Below are 20,662 nucleotides of genomic sequence, written 5' to 3'. Positions count from 1 at the left end.
TCAAATTATAAGGTGTGCAGCAACTCATGTTCGAATTTACTATAGACTTCTAGATGGCTAGTTGGTAGTGTGGATATTAAACAATATCCACACTCGCACTTATCTTGAGGAAGTCACTATGTCTGCAGAAAACATGAAGCTGGAATCACTGGCATTACACTATGGCTACGAGTCCGAAGCCACAACAAAAGCCGCAGCGGTACCGATTTATCAAACTACCTCGTATACCTTTGACGATACCCAGCATGGTGCAGACCTATTTGACCTTAAAGTCGCAGGCAACATATATACCCGCATTATGAACCCAACCACCAGTGTATTAGAGCAACGTTTAGCGGCGATTGAAGGCGGTATTGGTGCGCTGGCTGTGGCATCGGGTATGGCAGCCATTACCTATGCGATTCAAGCTCTCACTCAAGTAGGCGATAATATTGTTAGCACTAGCCAACTGTATGGCGGTACCTATAACTTATTTGCTCATACTCTGCCACGCCAGGGCGTTGAAGTGCGTATGGCGGCATTTGATGACTTTGACGGCCTAGATGCATTAATTGACGATAAAACTAAAGCGCTATTTTGTGAGTCGATTGGTAACCCTGCCGGTAACATCGTCGATTTACAGCGTCTGGCTGATATTGCCCACAAGCATGGTGTACCACTGATTGTAGATAATACTGTGGCTACCCCAGTATTATGCCGCGCGTTTGATCACGGCGCCGACATTGTTATTCATTCATTGACCAAATACATTGGCGGTCACGGTACCACTATTGGTGGGGTGATTATTGATTCAGGTAAGTTTGACTGGGTTGCCAATAAAGAACGCTTTGCAATCCTCAATGAGCCAGACCCGTCTTATCACGGCGTGGTATACACCGAAGCTTTTGGCCCTGCCGCTTACATTGGCCGATGCCGTGTTGTGCCACTGCGTAATACCGGTGCAGCCTTGTCGCCACAAAGCGCTTTTTTACTGCTGCAAGGGCTCGAAACCTTAAGTCTTCGTATGGAACGTCATTGCAGTAACGCCCTTGCGCTTGCAGAGTTTTTACAAAAACACCCAAGTGTCAGCTGGGTCAATTACGCAGCTCTGCCAGACAGTCCATACAATGCCACATGCCAAAAAATCACTGGCGGTAAAGCGTCAGGCATTATCAGTTTTGGTATTAAATCTGCTAATGCAGAAGCGGGTAAAATTGCGGGTGGTAAGTTTATTGATGCGCTGCAAATGGTGCTGCGCTTAGTTAACATTGGTGACGCTAAATCGCTAGCTTGTCATCCTGCCAGTACCACTCACCGCCAACTTAGCGGTGCAGAGCTAGCCAAAGCCGGTGTATCAGAAGATCTCGTGCGTATTTCGGTAGGTATTGAGCATATCGACGACATTATTGCCGATGTAAGCCAAGCACTTGATAAGGCAATTGTGTAAGGTTATTTTTAGTCTAATCATTTAACTAAAAAGCCCCATCAATAACGTGTATTGATGGGGCTTTTTATGATCAAAAAAACTCGTCACTTAACGGCCAATCGTCTCGTTGGGGTAATAATCACCGGCAACGGTATATCCCAAAAGTCGGTAGGCACCTGGCTCACTTCTTGGCAGTCGTGGGCAAAACCAACGGCTAATGGTTTGTTGTCTTTTACGTGTGCTAAGGTGCGGTCGTAATAACCGCCGCCCATGCCCATGCGGTTTCCGTGATGATCAAATGCCACTAAGGGGGTTATGATCATATCGAGCTTATCGAGGGTGATCACATGCTGTACATTCAATTTAGGTTCGCTAATACCGTATTGGTTTTTAACCATCACTGAGTCACGTGCGTAACGCACAAACAACAAGTGGCCTTTACAAAATGGATGGATAAGCGGCAGGTAAACATTGATGTTTAACTCCCATAATGCATCAATTAATTTTTGCGTGGCTAATTCGCCGTCATGGGTTAAATATAGCGCCACATGTTGTGCCGATTGCGTCTGGATTTCAGCTAGCATGTGTCTACTGGCAATTAACGAAAATTGAGTTTGCTCTTGCGGGCTAAGACTATTGCGCTCCTGGCGTACATGGCGACGAATATTATCGCGGCTCATGTTGGTACTATCAAACAGCGGCTCTTGTAACTCAGAAGGGCTGGCAAAATAGCTAATACTTGCCGAAGAGGTTGACGTAACCGGACGGTTGTCTGTGTTAGTCATAAAACGTGTGATGGTCATAAAATTAGGATGCTCCCCAAAATACCGCTGCCGGCGTAGCCCTTGAACCGTAGGTTCAAGGCGGGTAAATGTTCATTTCCTAAGGCTTCTCGATACGAGCCGAGCATGCACAATGTCAATGAAAGCATTCACCCTGGGTTTGTAAATATCGGCACAGGGACATAGCCAACTCGCGCATATCCCAGGGAGCAAAACAGGGTAGAACTAAGCTACGCTTAATCCTGAATACTTAGTTTAGTCATCCTTGCGGCTTCGTTCAATCAACGATGTCTCTAATGTTGATTGTAACAACGAAATACGCTCATCCATTTGCGCCATATACTGTTTGTTTTTTTGTTTTTCTTCGTACAACTCATTGCCAATATTAAGTGCGGCCATAATAAGCAGCTCTTCACGGCTTAAATTGTTAGTACGTGACTTTAAGGTAGTCAGTTGGTTTTCAATTTCTCTGGCAACAGTGCGTAATGCATCTTCACGTCCTTTCGGACAGCCAATAGAGTAGGTGCGCCCTAAAAGGGTTATATCAACAGCGCTGTTACTCATAATATCGCCCCAATCCTTAGTCAGTCCGCGAACTATATAGGGCTGAATTTAAAAGCGCAAGGCAACAGCAAGGGTTTTTAGCTATTTGCTGTTTGAGTGAACAAATCGACTGCGACTATTCACAAATTTGACCACAATTAGCGCTAGTATTTGGAGCATGATACTAACTCTGCTAGCATTGAGACTGATATTGCGCTATTAGGAATAAACCATGGCAACCCCACCTTCATTATGTATCGAAAATCTAAAAAAAGCCTTAGATGCGGCCGAAATTGGTCAGCACCCTGTTGAAGTGCATGGCGCACTTGTTGGGCTTATATGTGGTGGTGTAAAACAAGATAATCTCGCGTGGTTAAAACCCCTAGTCGAGTTAATGAACGACGGCCAACCGCTAGAGGCAAATTTGCAGCAATTAATTGCTGAACTTTATCAAGACACAGTGGCTCGTTTGGCTGATTTTGAATTTGGTTTTACCTTATTACTGCCAGAAGAAGAGGTGTCGCTCAGCCATCGCGTTGAGGCACTTGCGTTATGGACTCAAAGCTTTTTAACCGGCATTGCAATTATTCAACCTGAATTAGCAAAATCGTCGCCAGACGTTCGCGAAGTAATTAAAGATCTCGCTGAAATAGCTCAGGTTGAATTTGATGTTGGCGATGATGAAGAATCAGAAACCGCTTACATTGAGCTGCAAGAGTTTGTCAGAATGTCGGCCATTTTATGTTACTCAGAGTTTGGCCTAGACATGCCATTAAATGACACCGACAACTCATCGATTATCCATTAATTTACAGCAGTGATAAAAGCGGCGCAGCCTATGACTACAGCAAAGCATTCAACTCAAGTAAACGCCGTTGACATTGCCATTGTCGGTGGTGCAATGGCTGGGGCGACACTAGCCCTAGGGTTAGCAAAATTATCAGTATCCCTTAAGCGCACGCTGCGTATCGCCTTAATCGAAGCCCACGTGGCCGACCACAACCACCCAGGGTTTGATGCCCGCTCTATTGCCATAGCGCATGGGTCTATTTTTGAGTTAAGCCGATTAGGTATTTGGTCAAAGCTTAAGCATTTAGGTACCCCGATTGAAAACATCCATGTGTCTGATCGCGGCCACTTTGGTATGACCGAGCTAAATGCTAAACCATTAGGATTAGACGCGCTCGGGCAGGTGGTTGAGCTGGCACGAGTGGGTAAAGTGTTATTCGACGAGTTAGCTAAGTCTCAGGTTAATGTATTTTGCCCCGCCAAAGTCACCAGTTTGCAGCCCCAACAAAATGGCCACTTATTGTCGTTAGATGATGGCAGTCAACTGCATTGCCAATTGCTGGTGGCGGCCGACGGTGCTCACTCTGTGGTACGCCAGCATTTAGGCCAAACCACTGAACAGGTCGACTTTGAGCAAACGGCCATAGTTGCTAATGTCATCACCGATGCTCCTCATCAGCATTGGGCTTATGAGCGTTTTACCCAAACAGGCCCCTTAGCATTATTACCCATGCAATCGGTGCCCTCTGTGGCAAGCGCACAATCACGCTTTTCATTAGTGTGGGCTGTATCGCCTGCTCAAGCCGATGAGCTAAAACAGGCAGACAAAACGGTATTTTTAGACGCACTACAACACGCCTTTGGCCACAGAGTGGGTCGGTTTGTTGATGTAGGCCAACGAGTCAGTTACCCACTCACGCTGTCATACATGCCAAGACCTATTTATCACCGCTGCATATTTGTGGGCAATGCCGCGCAAACGTTACATCCTATTGCGGGGCAAGGGTTCAATTTAGGATTACGTGATGTTGTTGGTTTACTCGAGGTGATTGAAACCGCACTGACTCAAACCCAAGGTGAGGTTGATTTGGGTAATATCCAGCTAATACATCAATATTTGGCTTCAAGACAACGCGATCGTGACAGCACACTGCGCAACATTGAATTTTTAGTCCGTGGTTTTTCAAATCAACATTGGCCATTAGTTGCAGGGCGTAATTTAGGCCTGCGCTTACTGTCTTGGCTGCCGCCACTAAAGCGCCCTGTTGCACAAACTGCCATGGGTTGGCGTTAACTCAATTAAGGTAAGGATTAACCATGTTTTCTACCCAAACATATGATGTAGCCATTGTTGGCGGGGGAATGGTCGGGCTTGCAACCGCCATAGGGTTAGCCAATGCAGACCTTAATGTGGTGGTGATTGATGCTGGCACCACGCAGGCTGTGAGCGGCGCCCCTAAATTACGTGTTAGTGCCATTAATAAAGCGAGCCAGCAACTGCTGGAAAACCTCGGAGCATGGCAATATTTGGACGACAGTCGTGTTAGCCCGTATCAAAAAATGTCGGTGTGGGACAAAGACGGATTAGGCAAAATTGAATTTGATGCTCACAGCATTAGTGAAACCTATTTAGGCTCAATTATTGAAAACGACGCTATAAGCTACGCCCTTGCTAAACGTGCCAGCGAAATTAGCAATCTAACTCACCTAGAAGACCAACGCCTAGAGCGTGTAGCCTTTGGCGAGCGTGAAGCCTGGCTAACCTTAGCCAATGGTGACAACGTAAGCGCAGCCGTGGTTGTGGCCGCAGATGGCGCTAACTCATGGGTTCGCCAACAATGCAGTATTCCATTAACGTTTTGGGATTATGGCCACCATGCCATTGTTGCCACTGTGCGCACAGAACTCGCCCACGACGCAACGGCAAGGCAAGCGTTTTTACCTGACGGGCCATTAGCCATGTTGCCGCTGTATGAAGCTAATTTATGCTCAATAGTGTGGTCAGTGTCGCCCGAGCAATCTGCGCATTTGTTAGCATTAGATGATAGCGAATTTGGCAAGGCATTAACTGCGGCACTCGACGGCCGCTTAGGTGTGTGCCAGCTAGAAAGCGATCGTCAGTCTTTCCCATTGCGCATGCGCTATGCACGTCACTTTGCCCGCCACCGTTTAGTATTAGCCGGTGATGCGGCACATACTATTCATCCGTTAGCAGGTCAGGGGGTTAACCTTGGCTTTTTAGATGCCGCCAGTATTGTCGACACCCTTACCGAGTTACATGAACAGGGCAAAGATTTGGGCGAATATAGCCATTTGCGCGCCCTTGAGCGCTGGCGCAAAGCAGATGCCATGGAGATGATTGCCACTATGGAAGGCTTTAAAAGATTATTTGCAGGCAGTCACCCACTTAAAAAAGCCATTCGTGATATTGGTCTAACGCTGGTCGATAATGTCGCTGGGCTGAAAACAGTGTTCATCAAACAGGCTATGGGTAACAAAATGACATTACCTAAACTTTGTCGTGGATCAATTTCGTCATAGCTAATGTAGAAACTTGTTTAATATCAGACAATACAGCTAAATCAGTCAGTTTATTGTAAAAAGATGTGTAAAAAAATTACAGCAATGGATTAGCTAAACTAATGCGATAGTCGTCGGATTAGAAAATTTTTTTGTATACAAAACAGGTCTGCGGAGTATAATTTTGACCGCATTTTATCAAAGACCTACACAAGAAAGGCCTCAAAAAAAGGGATAATAATGGCTAGCAAAACTGTACTTTTTAACAAGCATTTAGAATCAAAAGCCAAAATGGTTGATTTTCACGGTTGGGAAATGCCAATTAACTATGGCTCTCAAATCGAAGAACACCACGCTGTGCGTCAAGATGCGGGCATGTTCGACGTATCGCACATGACAGTAGTTGACGTGACCGGCAATGACGCTTGTGCCTTTTTACGTAAGTTACTTGCTAACGATGTTGCCAAACTCACCGTACCAGGCAAAGCTTTATACGGCGGCATGCTAGACGAAAACGCCGGCATCATCGACGACCTTATTACCTATTATCTTAGCGACACGCATTACCGTGTAGTGGTTAACTCCGCTACCCGCGACAAAGACTTAACCTGGATAAACAAACAAGCCGCAGCATTTGATGTTGTGGTTACCGAGCGTCCAGAGCTTGCCATGATAGCCGTACAAGGCCCTAACGCTAAAGCGAAAGCAGCACAGGTGTTCAGCGCTGACCAAAACGCAGCCTTAGAAGGCATGAAGCCATTTTTTGGCGTGCAGTCAGGCAGCTTATTTATTGCTACCACCGGTTACACTGGCGAAGCAGGCTACGAGATCATTGTGCCAGAAGCCGAAGCAGAAGCCCTATGGCAAGCACTACTAGATACAGGCGTTAAGCCATGTGGCTTGGGTGCGCGTGATACATTACGTTTAGAAGCCGGCATGAACCTATACGGTCAAGACATGGATGAGTCAATCAACCCATTGGCAGCAAACATGGGCTGGACCGTGGCATGGGAGCCAAGCGAACGTGATTTTATAGGCCGTGCAGCACTGACCGAAATTAAAGCGGCAGGCACGCAAAAATTAGTCGGTTTGGTCATGGAAGAAAAAGGTGTTTTACGCCATGATATGCCTGTGTTCTTTACCGATGCAGAAGGTGTTGAGCACCAAGGTGTTATTACTAGCGGTTCGTTTTCGCCAACATTAGGCTACTCGATTGCCATGGCTCGTGTACCAAGTGGTATTGGTGCGACAGCCGAAGTTGAAATGCGTAAAAAACGCGTTACAGTAAAAGTGATCGCACCGAGCTTTGTACGTAATGGCAAACAAGCTTTTTAAGCTTTAGCAATGCTGTTTATTGTGCATTGTTACAGGCAACAATGCATTATTGACTAAAGTCGGGTTGTCGTTTACCCCAAAAGAATTTATTGATTAAGCACTAGAACATCAGATAAAGGAACAACAACAATGAGCACTATTCCAGCAGACTTGAAATATGCATCTTCGCACGAATGGATCCGTCAAGAAGACGACGGTAGCTATACCGTTGGTATTACAGAGCATGCTCAAGAACTTCTTGGTGATATGGTATTTGTAGAATTACCAGAAGTAGGCGACACGGTAACTGCTGGCGAAGATTGCGCAGTAGCAGAATCAGTTAAAGCGGCATCTGACATCTATGCACCTATTTCGGGTGAAGTGATTGCCGTAAACGAAGCATTAGAAGACTCTCCAGAGCTAGTTAACAGCGATGCTTACGGCGACGGCTGGTTCTTCCGTGTGATGCCATCTGACGAATCAGAAGTTGATTCATTATTAGATGCTGACGGCTACCAAGAAGTGATTGACGAAGAATAATCGCCAATAACACAGGAAGCTCCCTTGGGAGCTTCTTTGTTATATAACGATAAAAGTGCTGCGTTTAACGTATTGTCGTTTTGTTATACAAAGTAAGTGGCTCAAAGAAACCACTCACGGCAAGCGTTTGCAGTATGAATAAACCCTTAGCGGGTTAGTTACGTATTACACGTTTTCACCTAATCCAGTTCTGTGCCCTACCGCCATAACTGGTCGATTTGGAACAAGGTTTAACATGACCAAGCAAACCCTGACACAACTAGAACAACACGAGTTATTTCTAACCCGTCATATTGGCCCAAATGCTGAGCAGCAACAAGAAATGCTCAACTTTATTGGTGCTGAGTCGTTAGAAGACTTAACCGCGCAAACTGTTCCTGGCAAAATTCGTTTACCACAAGATCTCACCATTGGTGACTCATGTGGCGAAGCCGAAGGTATCGCTTACATCCGCAATATAGCAAACAAAAACAAAGTGTTTAAAAGCTATATTGGTATGGGTTACTACGGCGTACAGGTGCCAAACGTTATTTTGCGTAACGTGTTCGAAAACCCAGGTTGGTACACTGCTTACACCCCATATCAACCAGAAATCGCCCAGGGCCGACTAGAAGCCATTTTAAACTTCCAACAAGTGTCAATGGATCTAACCGGTCTTGACCTTGCATCAGCCTCGTTACTCGACGAAGCCACCGCAGCGGCAGAAGCCATGGCATTGGCTAAGCGTGTGTCTAAAGCTAAAAAAGCCAACACTTTCTTTGTGGCAGATGACGTGTTCCCACAAACATTAGACGTAGTGAAAACTCGCGCAGAATGTTTTGGATTTGACGTAGTCGTTGGCCCTGCTCATGAAGCTGTAAATTACGAATTATTTGGTGCTTTGTTCCAGTACACCAACCGTATCGGCCAAATTACCGATTACACCGAGTTGTTTACCACGCTACGCGATAACAAAGTTATTGTGACTGTGGCGGCCGACATCATGTCGCTTATGCTCCTTAAATCACCCGGTGCTATGGGCGCTGACGTGGTATTTGGTAGTGCGCAACGTTTTGGCGTACCAATGGGATACGGCGGACCACACGCGGCCTTCTTTGTTGCCCGTGACGAGCACAAACGTTCAATGCCTGGCCGTATTATTGGTGTATCAAAAGACACCCGTGGTAACAAAGCCTTACGTATGGCCATGCAAACTCGCGAGCAACATATTCGCCGCGAAAAAGCCAACTCAAACATTTGTACCGCACAGATTTTACTGGCCAACATGGCGTCGTTTTATGCAGTATTCCACGGCCCACAAGGTCTAAAAACCATTGCCTCACGCATTAATCGTTTTGCCGATATTTTGGCCGCAGGCTTAACTGCAAAAGGTTTAACCTTAGCAAACACAACATGGTTCGACACCATCAGTGTTAAAGGTGCCGACATTGCTGCCATTAACGCCCGTGCCATTGCTGCACAAGTTAACTTACGTATAGATGCAGACGGTGTATTTGGTGTCAGCCTAGATGAAACCACCACTCGTGAAGACATCGCGGTGTTGTTTGACGTTATTTTAGGTGCTGGCCACGGTTTAGATGTTGCCACGCTTGATGCCGACATCGTTGCTAATTGCAGCCAGTCAATTCCGCAAGCGCTCGAGCGTCAAGATGCGGTATTAACCCACCCAACATTTAATCGCTACCAAAGCGAAACCGAGATGATGCGTTACATAAAACGTCTCGAAACCAAAGATTTGGCCTTAAATCACTCTATGATTTCGTTAGGTTCATGCACCATGAAACTTAATGCCGCCGTAGAAATGCTACCTGTGAGCTGGCCAGAATTTGCCAACATGCACCCATTCTGCCCGCTAGATCAGGCGCAAGGTTACACTCAGTTAATTAATGAGTTGTCTGAGTATTTGGTTAACATTACTGGCTACGATGCCGTATGTATTCAACCTAACTCAGGTGCACAAGGCGAATATGCTGGTTTATTAGCGATTAAAAAATACCATGAGTCTCGCGGCGACGCACACCGCGACATTTGTTTAATCCCACAATCTGCTCACGGCACCAACCCAGCATCGGCACAACTTGCCGGTATGAAAGTTGTTGTAACCGCCTGTGACAAGCAAGGTAACGTTGATTTAGAAGACTTACGCGCAAAAGCGTCAGAGTTAGCTGACAGCTTATCGTGCATCATGATCACCTACCCATCTACCCACGGTGTGTACGAAGAATCAATCCGTGAAGTATGCGAAATCGTCCATCAATATGGCGGCCAAGTGTACCTAGATGGCGCCAACATGAACGCACAGGTTGGTTTAACATCACCTGGCTTTATCGGCGCCGACGTATCGCACTTAAACTTGCATAAAACCTTTGCTATTCCGCATGGCGGTGGTGGTCCAGGTATGGGCCCTATTGGTGTTAAAGCTCACCTAGCGCCATTTGTTGCCGGCCATGCAGTGGTAAAACCTGGGCGCGAAAGCGACCATAACGGTGCTGTATCAGCGGCACCATATGGTAGCGCCAGCATCCTGCCAATCAGCTGGATGTACATCAAGCTGTTAGGCACTAAAGGCATTAAACAATCAACCCAAACGGCATTGTTAAACGCTAACTACATCATGAAAAAGCTATCAGCCCATTACCCAGTATTATTCACTGGCCGAAATGATCGCGTCGCCCATGAATGTATTATCGATTTACGCCCGCTAAAAGAAGCGTCAGGCGTAACCGAAATGGACATTGCAAAGCGTCTAAACGACTACGGTTTCCATGCCCCAACCATGAGTTTCCCGGTAGCGGGAACTTTAATGATTGAGCCAACAGAGTCTGAGTCTAAGGTTGAGCTAGATCGTTTCATTGAAGCCATGATTTCTATTCGCGGCGAAATTGCCAAAGTAGAAGCAGGCGAGTGGCCACAAGACAACAACCCACTGCACAATGCACCACACACAATGGCAGACATTATGGACAGCGAGTTTGACTCACGCCCATACAGCCGTGAAGTGGCCGTGTTCCCAACGGCAGCGGTTAAAGCAAATAAGTTTTGGCCAACGGTGAATCGTATCGATGATGTGTATGGGGATCGTAATTTGATGTGTTCGTGCGTCCCACTATCTGACTACGAATAATTGCTGCTTAGTGTAAAACTACAATTAAGATTGTGAGCGTTACAATTAAGTTTGTGAATTCAATTAAGATTGTGAATCACTAGATATCAAAAAAGCGAACCGAGTGGTTCGCTTTTTTATTGATTCCGTCTTATCTACAATTTACTTAGTCGGTAAATCATTTCTGCCCCAAAGCTTGTTTCGCATGCCTAGATTAGATTTGCTTGATACTGGCCTGTTGGCCTAATTTTAGTAATGCTACAGAGTGTCCATTGAACTAGGTCCACTCCAGATAATGCACCAAAGTGTTTACTATTTCTGTGACGATTTAAATAATACAGTGGCTTGTCTATCTATGGATACAGTCTCAACAGCAAGAATGGATAACAAAATATTAATCCTGATTCAAGTTAACTTTCCAATTGACTATGCTATAGAAATATTACTTGATGTTGAATCGATGCAGTTAGATAGGCTGAATTTTAGTTAAGTTACCAAGCCAGAAAGCCCAGAATGTTTAGTCTTCACTTAAAATTCAGCCAATTTTCAACTATTTAAATCACATACAAACTGATGCATATTTGGCTGTAACGCTGTTAGAGTACTTCGAGCATTGCCCCTCATTATTGCAAGCTCAAACTCTGAACTCTGTATTTTGATTAACACTTACTTGATATGCTTTATTTGTAGTTGTTGCGAAGTTTGAAAACGCATACCCTGAATTTATCTGAATCTCATAATAATCAGCATCATCATTATATGATGCCCAATTGAGAGAGTTTTCGCCGTAGCAATAATGGTAATTTACGTTTAAATCAACTTCTTGAAGATAACCGTACATTTCTCGAAGAGTAGAAATGTCTGTCGAAGTCATAACAGAACCACCTAGAGAAGACATACCGTCATTTCTCGAAATAGTTGCTTGACCATTAGAGCTAAAAGCGGTCGAGTGATAGTGCATTATAGAATTATAGTCGTAGGGGCCAACATCTTCCCCATCAGAAATATGTTGTTCAAAATTGTGCTCTTTCCCGGATATAATATTCTCCCAATTAATTGTAATATATGAATCACGATCTTCCCGTGATTGTTCATGCCAAAAGCCTGCAGCATGTAGGAGTTCATGTGTAGGTGTTCCGCCGCTAAAGCAACCATCTGCTAAACTAACATTTTGAGAGCCACCTCGCTTCCCTACTTGAGAGCTGCAACCTGAGCCCTTGTATATAGAGATATAGTCCGCTTGATTCGAGCGTTCGACAAAAATAACACCTGAAACATCTTCTATATCACTCATCGCCTGAAGAATTGAATTTATTTGACTGGTGCTATAATTTGTTGAAATGGTATAAGGAATTACACCCAAATCCCATCTATATTGACTACCGCTAATGATAACGGAATAAGGAGTTGGAGTGTTTAGAGTTTCAATATGCTCAGTGACAATGATATCTCCTTCAAAAATATATTCACCTTTTGATCTCTCAACTGTTAGAGTTTTGTGAACCAACACATTATTTTCATCGGCGCCTTCTACCAATATATCATACGTTTTCGAGTGTGAGTTTAGTGACAGTGTAATGCATGAAGATAAGATTAAATAGTTAAATAATTTCATTCCTTCGATCCTATTTACAATCAATAAAAATCCGAAATTGGTTTTTATTCAGAAATTTAATTAGAAATAAAGACAGTAACACATGTAAAAATTTTGTTACCAAGATGTGATCTGAATCTATTTACTGTTTTTATTTTGTTGCTAATATAAAATTTTATAATTATGTTTATTCATATCCAATAAAACTAAAGGATTAGTGTTATGCAATCTAAATTTTCATTTTCATTTTTGTTTGTTGTTTGCCTTATGTTCGCGTCAGCTTGTAACAATTCAGACGAAAAAGACGCTTCATCATATGAACAGTCAACCTCCATAGCTTCTTATATGCAACCGTGCACAGGTGTAAATCAAATGCTTTGCGTTGTGGCTGATGGCAAGCTCTTTTATGACGAAATTGAAGGCTTTACTTATATGTGGGGGTATACTTATGAGCTTACAGTCGAAGTCAATGAGGATGGCTCACCTTCTGCGGACGCTTCAAGTAAACAGTATTCATTGGTTAGTATCAACTCATCGGTTGAAGATGAATTGGGTGTGGAGTACGTCATTGATAATGTTGAACTTCTTGACTCAACAATTCATATGAATGATGGTGAGTACTTTTTTTTAAGTCAATCATTTGAGTGTGAAGATACAGCGTTGTGTGAGTCTTTATTAAATATGAATAACTCAGGTGGAATAGTGACAATCACTTTTAAATATATGGGGAATGGTGTTATCAATTTAATTTCATGGAATTAGAAATCTATCAATTTGCAAATAAGGAAGCCATTATAGTGCAATTATAAGTGATAAATTCGCTCTAGTAACAATCAATTTTTGTAGCGGCCGATAAATATTAGCCGTATTGAATCACCATTACTTCACATGTTATGCGAACAAGGCATACACTGATGGCATTCGTAACTCAGAAATGTCCAAAAGTGAGCTTCGAATTTAGTTTATTAGCCATTTATCACTGACCAATTAATCAATCTTTTGCAATGCTTCATGTTACTAGATCAGATCAACCGCGGCCCTTATACACATACTGATGGACGTAAGTATGCTTTTAGTTGACCATGATCCCGTTTAGCATTTTTGATAAATGCTAACTGTTGGAACTTCGACATAACACGTTCTCCGTAATCATTATCCGGTAGTTTTAGCTGAATATTCCCCTTACGCATTCCCGTAAACTCTTCCAGTTTTATTTTCTCCAAGATGTCGCATATTTTAGCAAAAGATTCTTGGTTTTCAATAAAGTGAAGTGACAACTCTCTTCGTTGGAGAGTTCCTAGAAGCGGAAGCGAGGCTTCAATAATGGAGGAATCTAGTGCCGGCGGTTGCATGTTTGCAGATAGTACATCGCTGATAATGGCCGCGGCTATCTTAGATTTGCTGGAGAAATCCAAATCTTCATCAAGACAATAAATATCCAATCTATCTTGTATGTGAAATGCACGTTCGCTTAAAACAAGATAGATAAGATCCGTTGAAATAGGATGCTCATCAGTATCAAGCAGCAAGTTTTTACTGTCAGGCCAACGCTTTTTGATGTAATGAAAAGCTGTGTTGGTAGATACACTTACTAGAGCTTCAAGAACATTGTTTGATAATTCCAGACTTGCATTTTCAACTATTAGGTTCCATCGTTTACAGTCCCCATCGAGTGCCGACATGATTGTAGGAATTAGCGCTAATGAAGGTGGGAAAACCTGAATGATTTTCTCGAATGTCTGGTCAAGAGTCTCATTGCTATACAGGAAGCGGATTAATTCCTCGTAATCTTTACCACCGGCCGGTGGAGCTATAGACTCACAAAGCTCCGTAATATTTCTGTCTATGAATACTACGAGCTTCTGTTTTCCTTCGATAGATTCTAACAAGGCGTCTTTATCGGGTGAACTAGTAGTCGGAGATGTATCATTGAAGCATCTAAGTGCAGCTTTGATTTCAAGCCATTCAGGCAATAAGAGGTTCTCGTCAATAAAAGCAGCCAAACATCGCCCTTCAATCTCGTTGAACGAAAATCTTTGCATAGTCGCTTTGGCGATGATAGTGCAAACCTCGACAGTATCGATATATTTACATACTTCGATGCAACTGCCTTTAGGCTCTACCCACTCAATTTGATTTTGAATCGCTGCTAAATATCTCTGTGGTTCTGCTTTAATCAATGGTTTGAAATCACAACCATTAGTGCCTATCAAATCTTGAAAGGTGAGTGATGCTTTTTCGTCTATTATACCCAGTGCAATGAGTAGTACTTTGAGCATAGATAGACTAGGTATAAATTGAGCATTTTTGATAATTAGTATAGCTTGAGAGCGGCTTAGCTTCTTCAGCCTATCATATTTAATTTTTTTCAGTTCCCAAAACCAATCAATATTGCTAGGGCAGATAAGGCTCTCTAGGGAACTTAGACCCGATATGGCATCTGCAAACGAATCGGTCTGTAACCCTCCCTTATATCGATCATATTTTGAGAGAGTTCTCCTCAATTAACCGCTCATATAATTTAGGCGGTAAATCATTCAATGATTCATGTGGCCGGTCATAATTATATTCTTCAATCCAACTATCTGTGATTTCCCTAACTTCAGTCAAGCTTTTGAACAAGTAACAGTCTAATACTTCATTTCGATAAGTGCGGTTGAATCGCTCAATATACGCATTTTGCGTCGGTTTCCCTGGCTTAATAAAATCTAACTTAATGCCATGTTCTTCTGCCCAAACCTCAAGCGCGTGTGAAATAAACTCTGGCCCATTATCTTGCCTTAAGCGCTTTGGGTAACCCCGATAGGCGGCAATCCGGTCAAGCACGCGTATCACTCGCTGAGCAGGTAAGCTCGAATCGACTTCGATAGCTAAAGCTTCACGATGATAATCATCAATGACATTAAACGTTCTAAACGATTTGCCCGAAAACAAGTTATCGCTCATAAAATCCATTGACCAGCACTCATTAACTTTGGCTGGAACAGCCAGCGGCTCTGGCTCTCGAGAAGGTAAGCGCTTTTTCCCTTTACGCCGTAAGTTAAGCTTCAAACCACAATAAACACGGTAAACGCGTTTATGGTTCCATTTATGCCCTAAGAGTCGTAGCCGTTTAAATATCTTCCGAAAACCATAAGCCCTATGCTTCTCTGCAATATCTGATACAGCCTCAATGATGTCATTATCATCGATACGCTTGAGTTGGTAATAAAATGTGCAACGACTAATACTTAGCGCATCACAAGCCAACACAACACCTAGGCCAAATTCATTAATGGCATAGTGGGCTAACACCTTCCGCTCTGCTGGCTTTATAGCTTTTTTTCAACAATGTCTTTGAGCGCCATATTTTGTAAACTGACATCCGCAAACATCTTTTTAAGTTTGGCATTTTCGGCTTCTAATTCCCGCATACGACTTAAATCAGAGGCTTGCATTCCACCATATTTTGATTTCCATTTGTAATAGGTGCTTTGACCCACATTATGTTTGCGGCATAACTCTGGCACGGTGAATGCGCCTGACTCGCCTTCTTTGAGGATGTTGATAATTTGGCTTTCAGTAAAACGTATCTTTTTCATGTGATTCTCCATTTGGTTTAGTGTAAATGGAAAACTCTATTTAAAACATTCTGATTTTAAGGGAGGGTTACATTTGTATGTGATTTAAATAGTTGAAAATTGGCTGAATTTTAAGTGAAGACTAAACATTCTGGGCTTTCTGGCTTGGTAGCTTAACTAAAATTCAGCCTATCTAACTGCATCGATTCAACATCAAGTAATATTTCTATAGCATAGTCAATTGGAAAGTTAACTTGAATCAGGATTAAATATTTTGTTATCCATTCTTGCTGTTGAGACTGTATCCATAGATAGACAAGCCACTGTATTATTTAAATCGTCACAGAAATAGTAAACACTTTGGTGCATTATCTGGAGTGGACCTAGTTCAATGGACACTCTGTAGCATTACTAAAATTAGGCCAACAGGCCAGTATCAAGCAAATCTAATCTAGGCATGCGAAACAAGCTTTGGGGCATAAATGTGCCAGCAGTATTCGAGTGGCACGCCTTTGCACATCAACGCGTTATTAAGCATGCTCAAACTTACTTGATCAATTACCTCTTTTAACTTGCTCAATTTGCAGAGAAGCTTTTAGGCGGGGAGTGTCAGCTGAGTCGCTACAAAAAGTTATTCTTACCCTCTATTGTCTGCGATGGCTTAACACGATGACATTACTCATATCCACTGGTTGAGGCTTTAATGCCCACTGTTGCCACTGGTTAACAAATTCTTCATTAGGGAAAAAGTGCTCCTTCTTGTGCTTACTATTACGAGGAAACTGACCTGAAAATAAGTTAAAGCCAAGTAGATCAACATCTTCAAGTAACATTCCATCTTCATAGCAGTGACGTTCAAGATGCCAATGAACGTCATTTAGGTGAGCTTGCACGCTACGGTCACTTCGAGGGTAGAAGGCACAGTCATTAACTTCTCTGTCATAATGGTCAACACAGTTCTCTACCTCGACCGTATCAACACCGCTTTCATTGGCTAGACTGTGAAAACACGCCTTTAGCATTGGCTCAAAGGTATTGAGAAACTGATAAATATCACCTTTCTTTCCTGCTAGTACTGTTATACAAAAACGACTTTGATAATCCATCGCCATTAAGTATCTTTTGCGTTTAATGGATACACAATGTAGTACCCACTGCCATTGAAATTCACCATTGTTGTCGGTATCAACACCGTTTGGAAAAACAGGCGTTTCAATCGACTCTGCGATGGTTTTATGTGGCGCAGGCTCTAGATCTGAAACCTTTTGGCCTTGACGTGTAACCGTAAAAAACTCTACTGCGGCTTTGGTGCAGTTAAAAACTAACATTTCGTATTACCTATTTTTGATAGTACATCACCATCGTCATGGTGTTCTATTTTTACTCGCATTATATGATCACTCATACTAAATATGAGGAATATTTTATGGTTTATCGCATTATAATAGTTTAGGCAATGAGGAAACTGAAAAATGTTAGGGAAAGCAGCACTGAATTGGAATGGGACATAAGTAAGCTAACACTTTATTTGTTCTCATAGCTCAAAATCAGTAGAAAATGTAAAAAGCTAAATATGCTTTGATGTCGTTGTGGCTGCTTATATGTATTGTTGACCAATGCGATTTCTAAAAATCCATTACCATCATGGTTACCTAAGTAGAGTCCTTGATCCTCTTTTGCAAATAAAAAGTTTTTAGGATTAAAACCAAAATCTGAGATTGTTTTTTTCCACCGAATTTCAATGTACTTTGACTCTTCAATAGTTAAATCGGCCCTGTAAAACGTGAATACTAAATGCCTACCCTTTAAGCCTAAAAGTTGACAAAAACGCATAAACATTCTTGATAATGTTGAGTCCGGACACCTCAACTCATAACCTTTACCTGGTACGGCGTATTTTAATATTTCCATGCTCAACCTCACGTTAGCTAAGGTTAACGGTTCAACTCCAATACTCTTGTCAAATTTGTCGCAAAGATACATAAATACTTTACTGGATTTAGCAACAGTTGCATCAGCTTTTGCAACATATTCGGCATTATGTAATCTTGGAAAGGCTGGGATCAATGGAAGTCGCTTACCTATGCGCGGGTAATGTTGATGTATTTGCTCAGCATTATTAAGTAGTTGCTGTAACTCTTCGAGTGGAACATTGTAATATTGAGAAGACTCGATAACCGAGCTGACTTTCAAGGCGTTCAGTGCACGAGCCCAAGTCATGCTGCTTATCTCAATATTTGGTTTTATTTCTTTGTCATACGTTGAAAATGTTGGCACCGATAAGGATGACGTTAATGGTGCAGGCTTTATTGCTAATTTCGCTTCTGTATCTCGAGTGTAATAGTTTAACCTTTCAGCCAAACTTAAGCCCGACTCTGGTTCTAGCCAAGATACTCGCCCAACACATTCTGAAGTAAAATACTTAGTTAACGTAAAGTAAGGCTTTAAGTCTAAGTAGTACAAAATATCTTTAAGGTGTAAATAGCTATTTAACGTTGATTGAACATCTTTATGCCCCATCAGATGAGCCAAGATGAACATTTTTTTACGGCTATTCATATTAAAGCGTAATCTGCTTTGTAACCGTTGTAGGTAATCATCATCGAATATTTGATGACCGAATATCGTTAGTTGTACACGCCCCTGCTTTATGGTTCTTGGATTTAAGCGGCACCAAGACCAATTAGCAAAACTATGACGAAGATGATGAATTCGTAAAGTGTAGTCTTGAGTAAAGTGACGGATTAAATCTGTTATTAACTCATAAGCCTGATTGACTCGAGTTGCATCGTCAAACAATAGCGCCTTTTTGTTTGCACCTGAGTGTTGCTGTATTTGATATCGCACCCGTAACTTTTCTATGGCTGTCTTTGGCCAAAGTGCATCTAGTGGTAACTCTCGTCGAGCAGAAGTCGTTTTGAGCGTGCGATGCTGATTGGGTCTAACCGAAAGCTGCACATAGTCAAATGCATCTTTGGCTGGCGTATTGACTGCAAATGAAAAGTCAGCCCAGGTTAATTTTGCAGCTTCATTCCTTCGCAAGCCGCTGTAAAAGCAAAAACATAACAAAAAATAAGCATATTGATAGACAAGACCATCATGAATATGATCTGTGAGATATTTCAATACTTCATCAATATGACTTGGTGAAATTAAATTCGCGTCAACTTCACTAGAACTACCAATAACATCGATATCGGATAGGCAGAGATCTCGAACTAAATTTGTTTCTATTAAAAACTGTGCAAAATAATACACATATTTTTTTCGTTGGGCTGAGGTAAAAACGTCAGAGGATTCATTCAGTTTATTAGCCCAATCCTCTCCCGATAATAACCCTATATCGCACGTACTAAATACGACGAGAAACGGATTGCTCAAGCTTTTGACATAATCCACTGCAGTGGCCAACTTTAATCGGCGCTTGTAGGTACCTCCATTTTTTAACAGTGAGAATAACCAAGAGCATAGCAGCCAGAGGTAAGGATTGGCGGTGACATCTAATGACTTAAGCTTTTTACTTAAAGTATCTAAACATGCTGATCTTGATGCTTCTTTGATTAAATCCGAATAAATGGCATCTAGTTGTTTTAATGTAGTATCAATAGCAATAAAACAATGGTTGTTGTTGGCCACATGCCTCAATTGTTTAAATTCGTTTGTGCATAAATCACTTGCCCCTAACAAATGCGGCTCGAAATATATGCATGCTTTATCAGTTAAAATCCGCATAAAAGCATGATCTGGTAATGCTTGACTCATACTGGGTAAAAAATACATCTGATACTGTACTGGTCCTAACTGCAGAATATTATGAATTTTTCTCAGTGTACTTAATTTAAGCATTGATAGATCTGACCAATCAAATTCAGATGTCGTGTTTAAATACTTTACAATGCACCCTTGGATTTTTGATACATTTTGTTTGACGTTAGCCCATTGTTGTAATGCCATTACCGCAACATCACTTAAAATGTATCGTGATTGATCTGTTGTCTGTTGTTTTTGCCAATAACAAATTCCGCCGACGTAAAACACATCCTGTGGATGCTCAAGAATAGACATAAGCTCTTGAGTATCGCTTACGTTAACGGTTAAATATACCAACAGAGCAGAACGACCTAGTTTTTGGTTGTTAGATAGAGCTCTATTTGGGGTCATTAATTCTTTATCGAGTAGCGAGAAAAGCATATCAACAATTGGCAGCTGGACGAGCTCAACCGGCGATATAATGGGTTTATCTCGTTTAAGAGTAATAATCGACGGTATGTTAGGAGAATCAATACCATGATGCTTTTTGGCATAGTTGAGTATTGACTGCAAAATCAACAACTGCGTTTGCTTACTCAACACCGCTGGTTTAAGTTGCGCAATTAATGCCTCTAGCTCAGCAGGTAAAAATTTTGTTTCCGATAGGATGATTCGTTTTTTTAAATGCCCAAGTAAATTGTTATAAGATTGATAAAAATCCTCTTCAACTTTTCCTAAAGCATCTTCTTCAGCTTTACTTTG

Annotated in this window: 15 protein-coding genes and 1 other RNA gene; 8 read left to right on the top strand and 8 right to left on the bottom strand. The window is 42.3% G+C overall.

The features are described 5' to 3' along the window. Window positions 1-133: 133 nt before the first annotated feature. Window positions 134-1,426: an O-acetylhomoserine aminocarboxypropyltransferase/cysteine synthase family protein gene (locus IEW93_RS05590; protein WP_188737879.1), complete on the top strand. Its 1,293-nt coding sequence runs from the start codon at window positions 134-136 to the stop codon at window positions 1,424-1,426. An 83-nt stretch (window positions 1,427-1,509) separates the two neighbouring features. Here IEW93_RS05590 and IEW93_RS05585 read toward each other — a convergent pair whose 3' ends face one another. The 3 genes from IEW93_RS05585 to zapA form a co-directional block, all read right to left on the bottom strand. Next, window positions 1,510-2,208, bottom strand: coding sequence for a 5-formyltetrahydrofolate cyclo-ligase (locus IEW93_RS05585; RefSeq protein WP_188737789.1), 699 nt, complete (start codon window positions 2,206-2,208; stop codon window positions 1,510-1,512). Window positions 2,209-2,217: 9 nt separating this feature from the next. Further along, a non-coding RNA gene (ssrS, locus tag IEW93_RS05580) (6S RNA) lies at window positions 2,218-2,399 on the bottom strand. 43 nt (window positions 2,400-2,442) lie between these two features. Continuing rightward, complete coding sequence (gene zapA / locus IEW93_RS05575; protein ID WP_188737787.1) at window positions 2,443-2,751, bottom strand: cell division protein ZapA; 309 nt, start codon at window positions 2,749-2,751, stop codon at window positions 2,443-2,445. Window positions 2,752-2,962: 211 nt separating this feature from the next. Between zapA and IEW93_RS05570 the strand changes: the two genes are divergently transcribed. The 6 genes from IEW93_RS05570 to gcvP all read left to right on the top strand — a co-directional run bounded on the left by IEW93_RS05570 (window position 2,963) and on the right by gcvP (window position 11,017). Beyond that, entirely contained in the window at window positions 2,963-3,538 is a 576-nt protein-coding gene (locus IEW93_RS05570) for a UPF0149 family protein (protein WP_188737785.1), read from the top strand. Between the two features lie 30 nt (window positions 3,539-3,568). Continuing rightward, window positions 3,569-4,813, top strand: coding sequence for a 2-octaprenyl-6-methoxyphenyl hydroxylase (gene ubiH / locus IEW93_RS05565; RefSeq protein WP_188737783.1), 1,245 nt, complete (start codon window positions 3,569-3,571; stop codon window positions 4,811-4,813). 23 nt (window positions 4,814-4,836) lie between these two features. Next, window positions 4,837-6,060 carry an FAD-dependent monooxygenase gene (locus IEW93_RS05560; RefSeq protein WP_188737782.1) on the top strand — a complete coding sequence of 408 codons (1,224 nt, stop codon included), beginning with the start codon at window positions 4,837-4,839 and terminating at the stop codon, window positions 6,058-6,060. 219 nt (window positions 6,061-6,279) lie between these two features. Next, window positions 6,280-7,374 carry a glycine cleavage system aminomethyltransferase GcvT gene (gene gcvT, locus IEW93_RS05555; protein WP_188737779.1) on the top strand — a complete coding sequence of 365 codons (1,095 nt, stop codon included), beginning with the start codon at window positions 6,280-6,282 and terminating at the stop codon, window positions 7,372-7,374. 129 nt (window positions 7,375-7,503) lie between these two features. Then, window positions 7,504-7,893: a glycine cleavage system protein GcvH gene (gene gcvH, locus IEW93_RS05550; RefSeq protein WP_188737777.1), complete on the top strand. Its 390-nt coding sequence runs from the start codon at window positions 7,504-7,506 to the stop codon at window positions 7,891-7,893. A gap of 235 nt (window positions 7,894-8,128) precedes the next feature. Continuing rightward, a complete protein-coding gene (gcvP, locus tag IEW93_RS05545; RefSeq protein ID WP_188737775.1) occupies window positions 8,129-11,017 on the top strand; it encodes an aminomethyl-transferring glycine dehydrogenase in 2,889 nt (962 codons plus the stop codon). Between the two features lie 613 nt (window positions 11,018-11,630). Here the strand turns inward: gcvP and IEW93_RS05540 are convergent. Continuing rightward, complete coding sequence (locus IEW93_RS05540; RefSeq protein ID WP_188737773.1) at window positions 11,631-12,611, bottom strand: M12 family metallopeptidase; 981 nt, start codon at window positions 12,609-12,611, stop codon at window positions 11,631-11,633. A 201-nt stretch (window positions 12,612-12,812) separates the two neighbouring features. Here IEW93_RS05540 and IEW93_RS05535 point away from each other — a divergent pair, with 201 nt between their 5' ends. Further along, on the top strand, window positions 12,813-13,352 hold the full coding sequence (locus IEW93_RS05535; protein WP_188737772.1) for a DUF4377 domain-containing protein: 540 nt from the start codon (window positions 12,813-12,815) through the stop codon (window positions 13,350-13,352). Window positions 13,353-13,630: 278 nt separating this feature from the next. On the opposite strand, the gene IEW93_RS05530 is transcribed toward IEW93_RS05535, so the two are convergent. The 4 genes from IEW93_RS05530 to IEW93_RS05515 form a co-directional block, all read right to left on the bottom strand. Then, window positions 13,631-14,869, bottom strand: a complete 1,239-nt coding sequence (locus IEW93_RS05530; RefSeq protein WP_229706621.1) for a hypothetical protein — start codon at window positions 14,867-14,869, stop codon at window positions 13,631-13,633. A 199-nt stretch (window positions 14,870-15,068) separates the two neighbouring features. After that, a protein-coding gene (locus tag IEW93_RS05525) for an IS3 family transposase (RefSeq protein ID WP_373284878.1) occupies window positions 15,069-16,171 on the bottom strand; the annotation gives its coding sequence in 2 pieces (ribosomal slippage) (window positions 15,069-15,916 and window positions 15,916-16,171; 1,104 coding nt in all). 623 nt (window positions 16,172-16,794) lie between these two features. Further along, window positions 16,795-17,478: a DUF6933 domain-containing protein gene (locus tag IEW93_RS05520; protein WP_182745093.1), complete on the bottom strand. Its 684-nt coding sequence runs from the start codon at window positions 17,476-17,478 to the stop codon at window positions 16,795-16,797. 196 nt (window positions 17,479-17,674) lie between these two features. Further along, a partial coding sequence (locus IEW93_RS05515; RefSeq protein ID WP_188737767.1) for a site-specific integrase occupies window positions 17,675-20,662 on the bottom strand: 2,988 nt, incomplete at its 5' end.

The sequence above is a fragment of the Shewanella inventionis genome (genome assembly GCF_014641855.1).
GTDB classification, from domain to species: Bacteria; Pseudomonadota; Gammaproteobacteria; order Enterobacterales; family Shewanellaceae; genus Shewanella; species Shewanella inventionis.
This window is presented reverse-complemented; position numbering and strand designations above follow the sequence as displayed.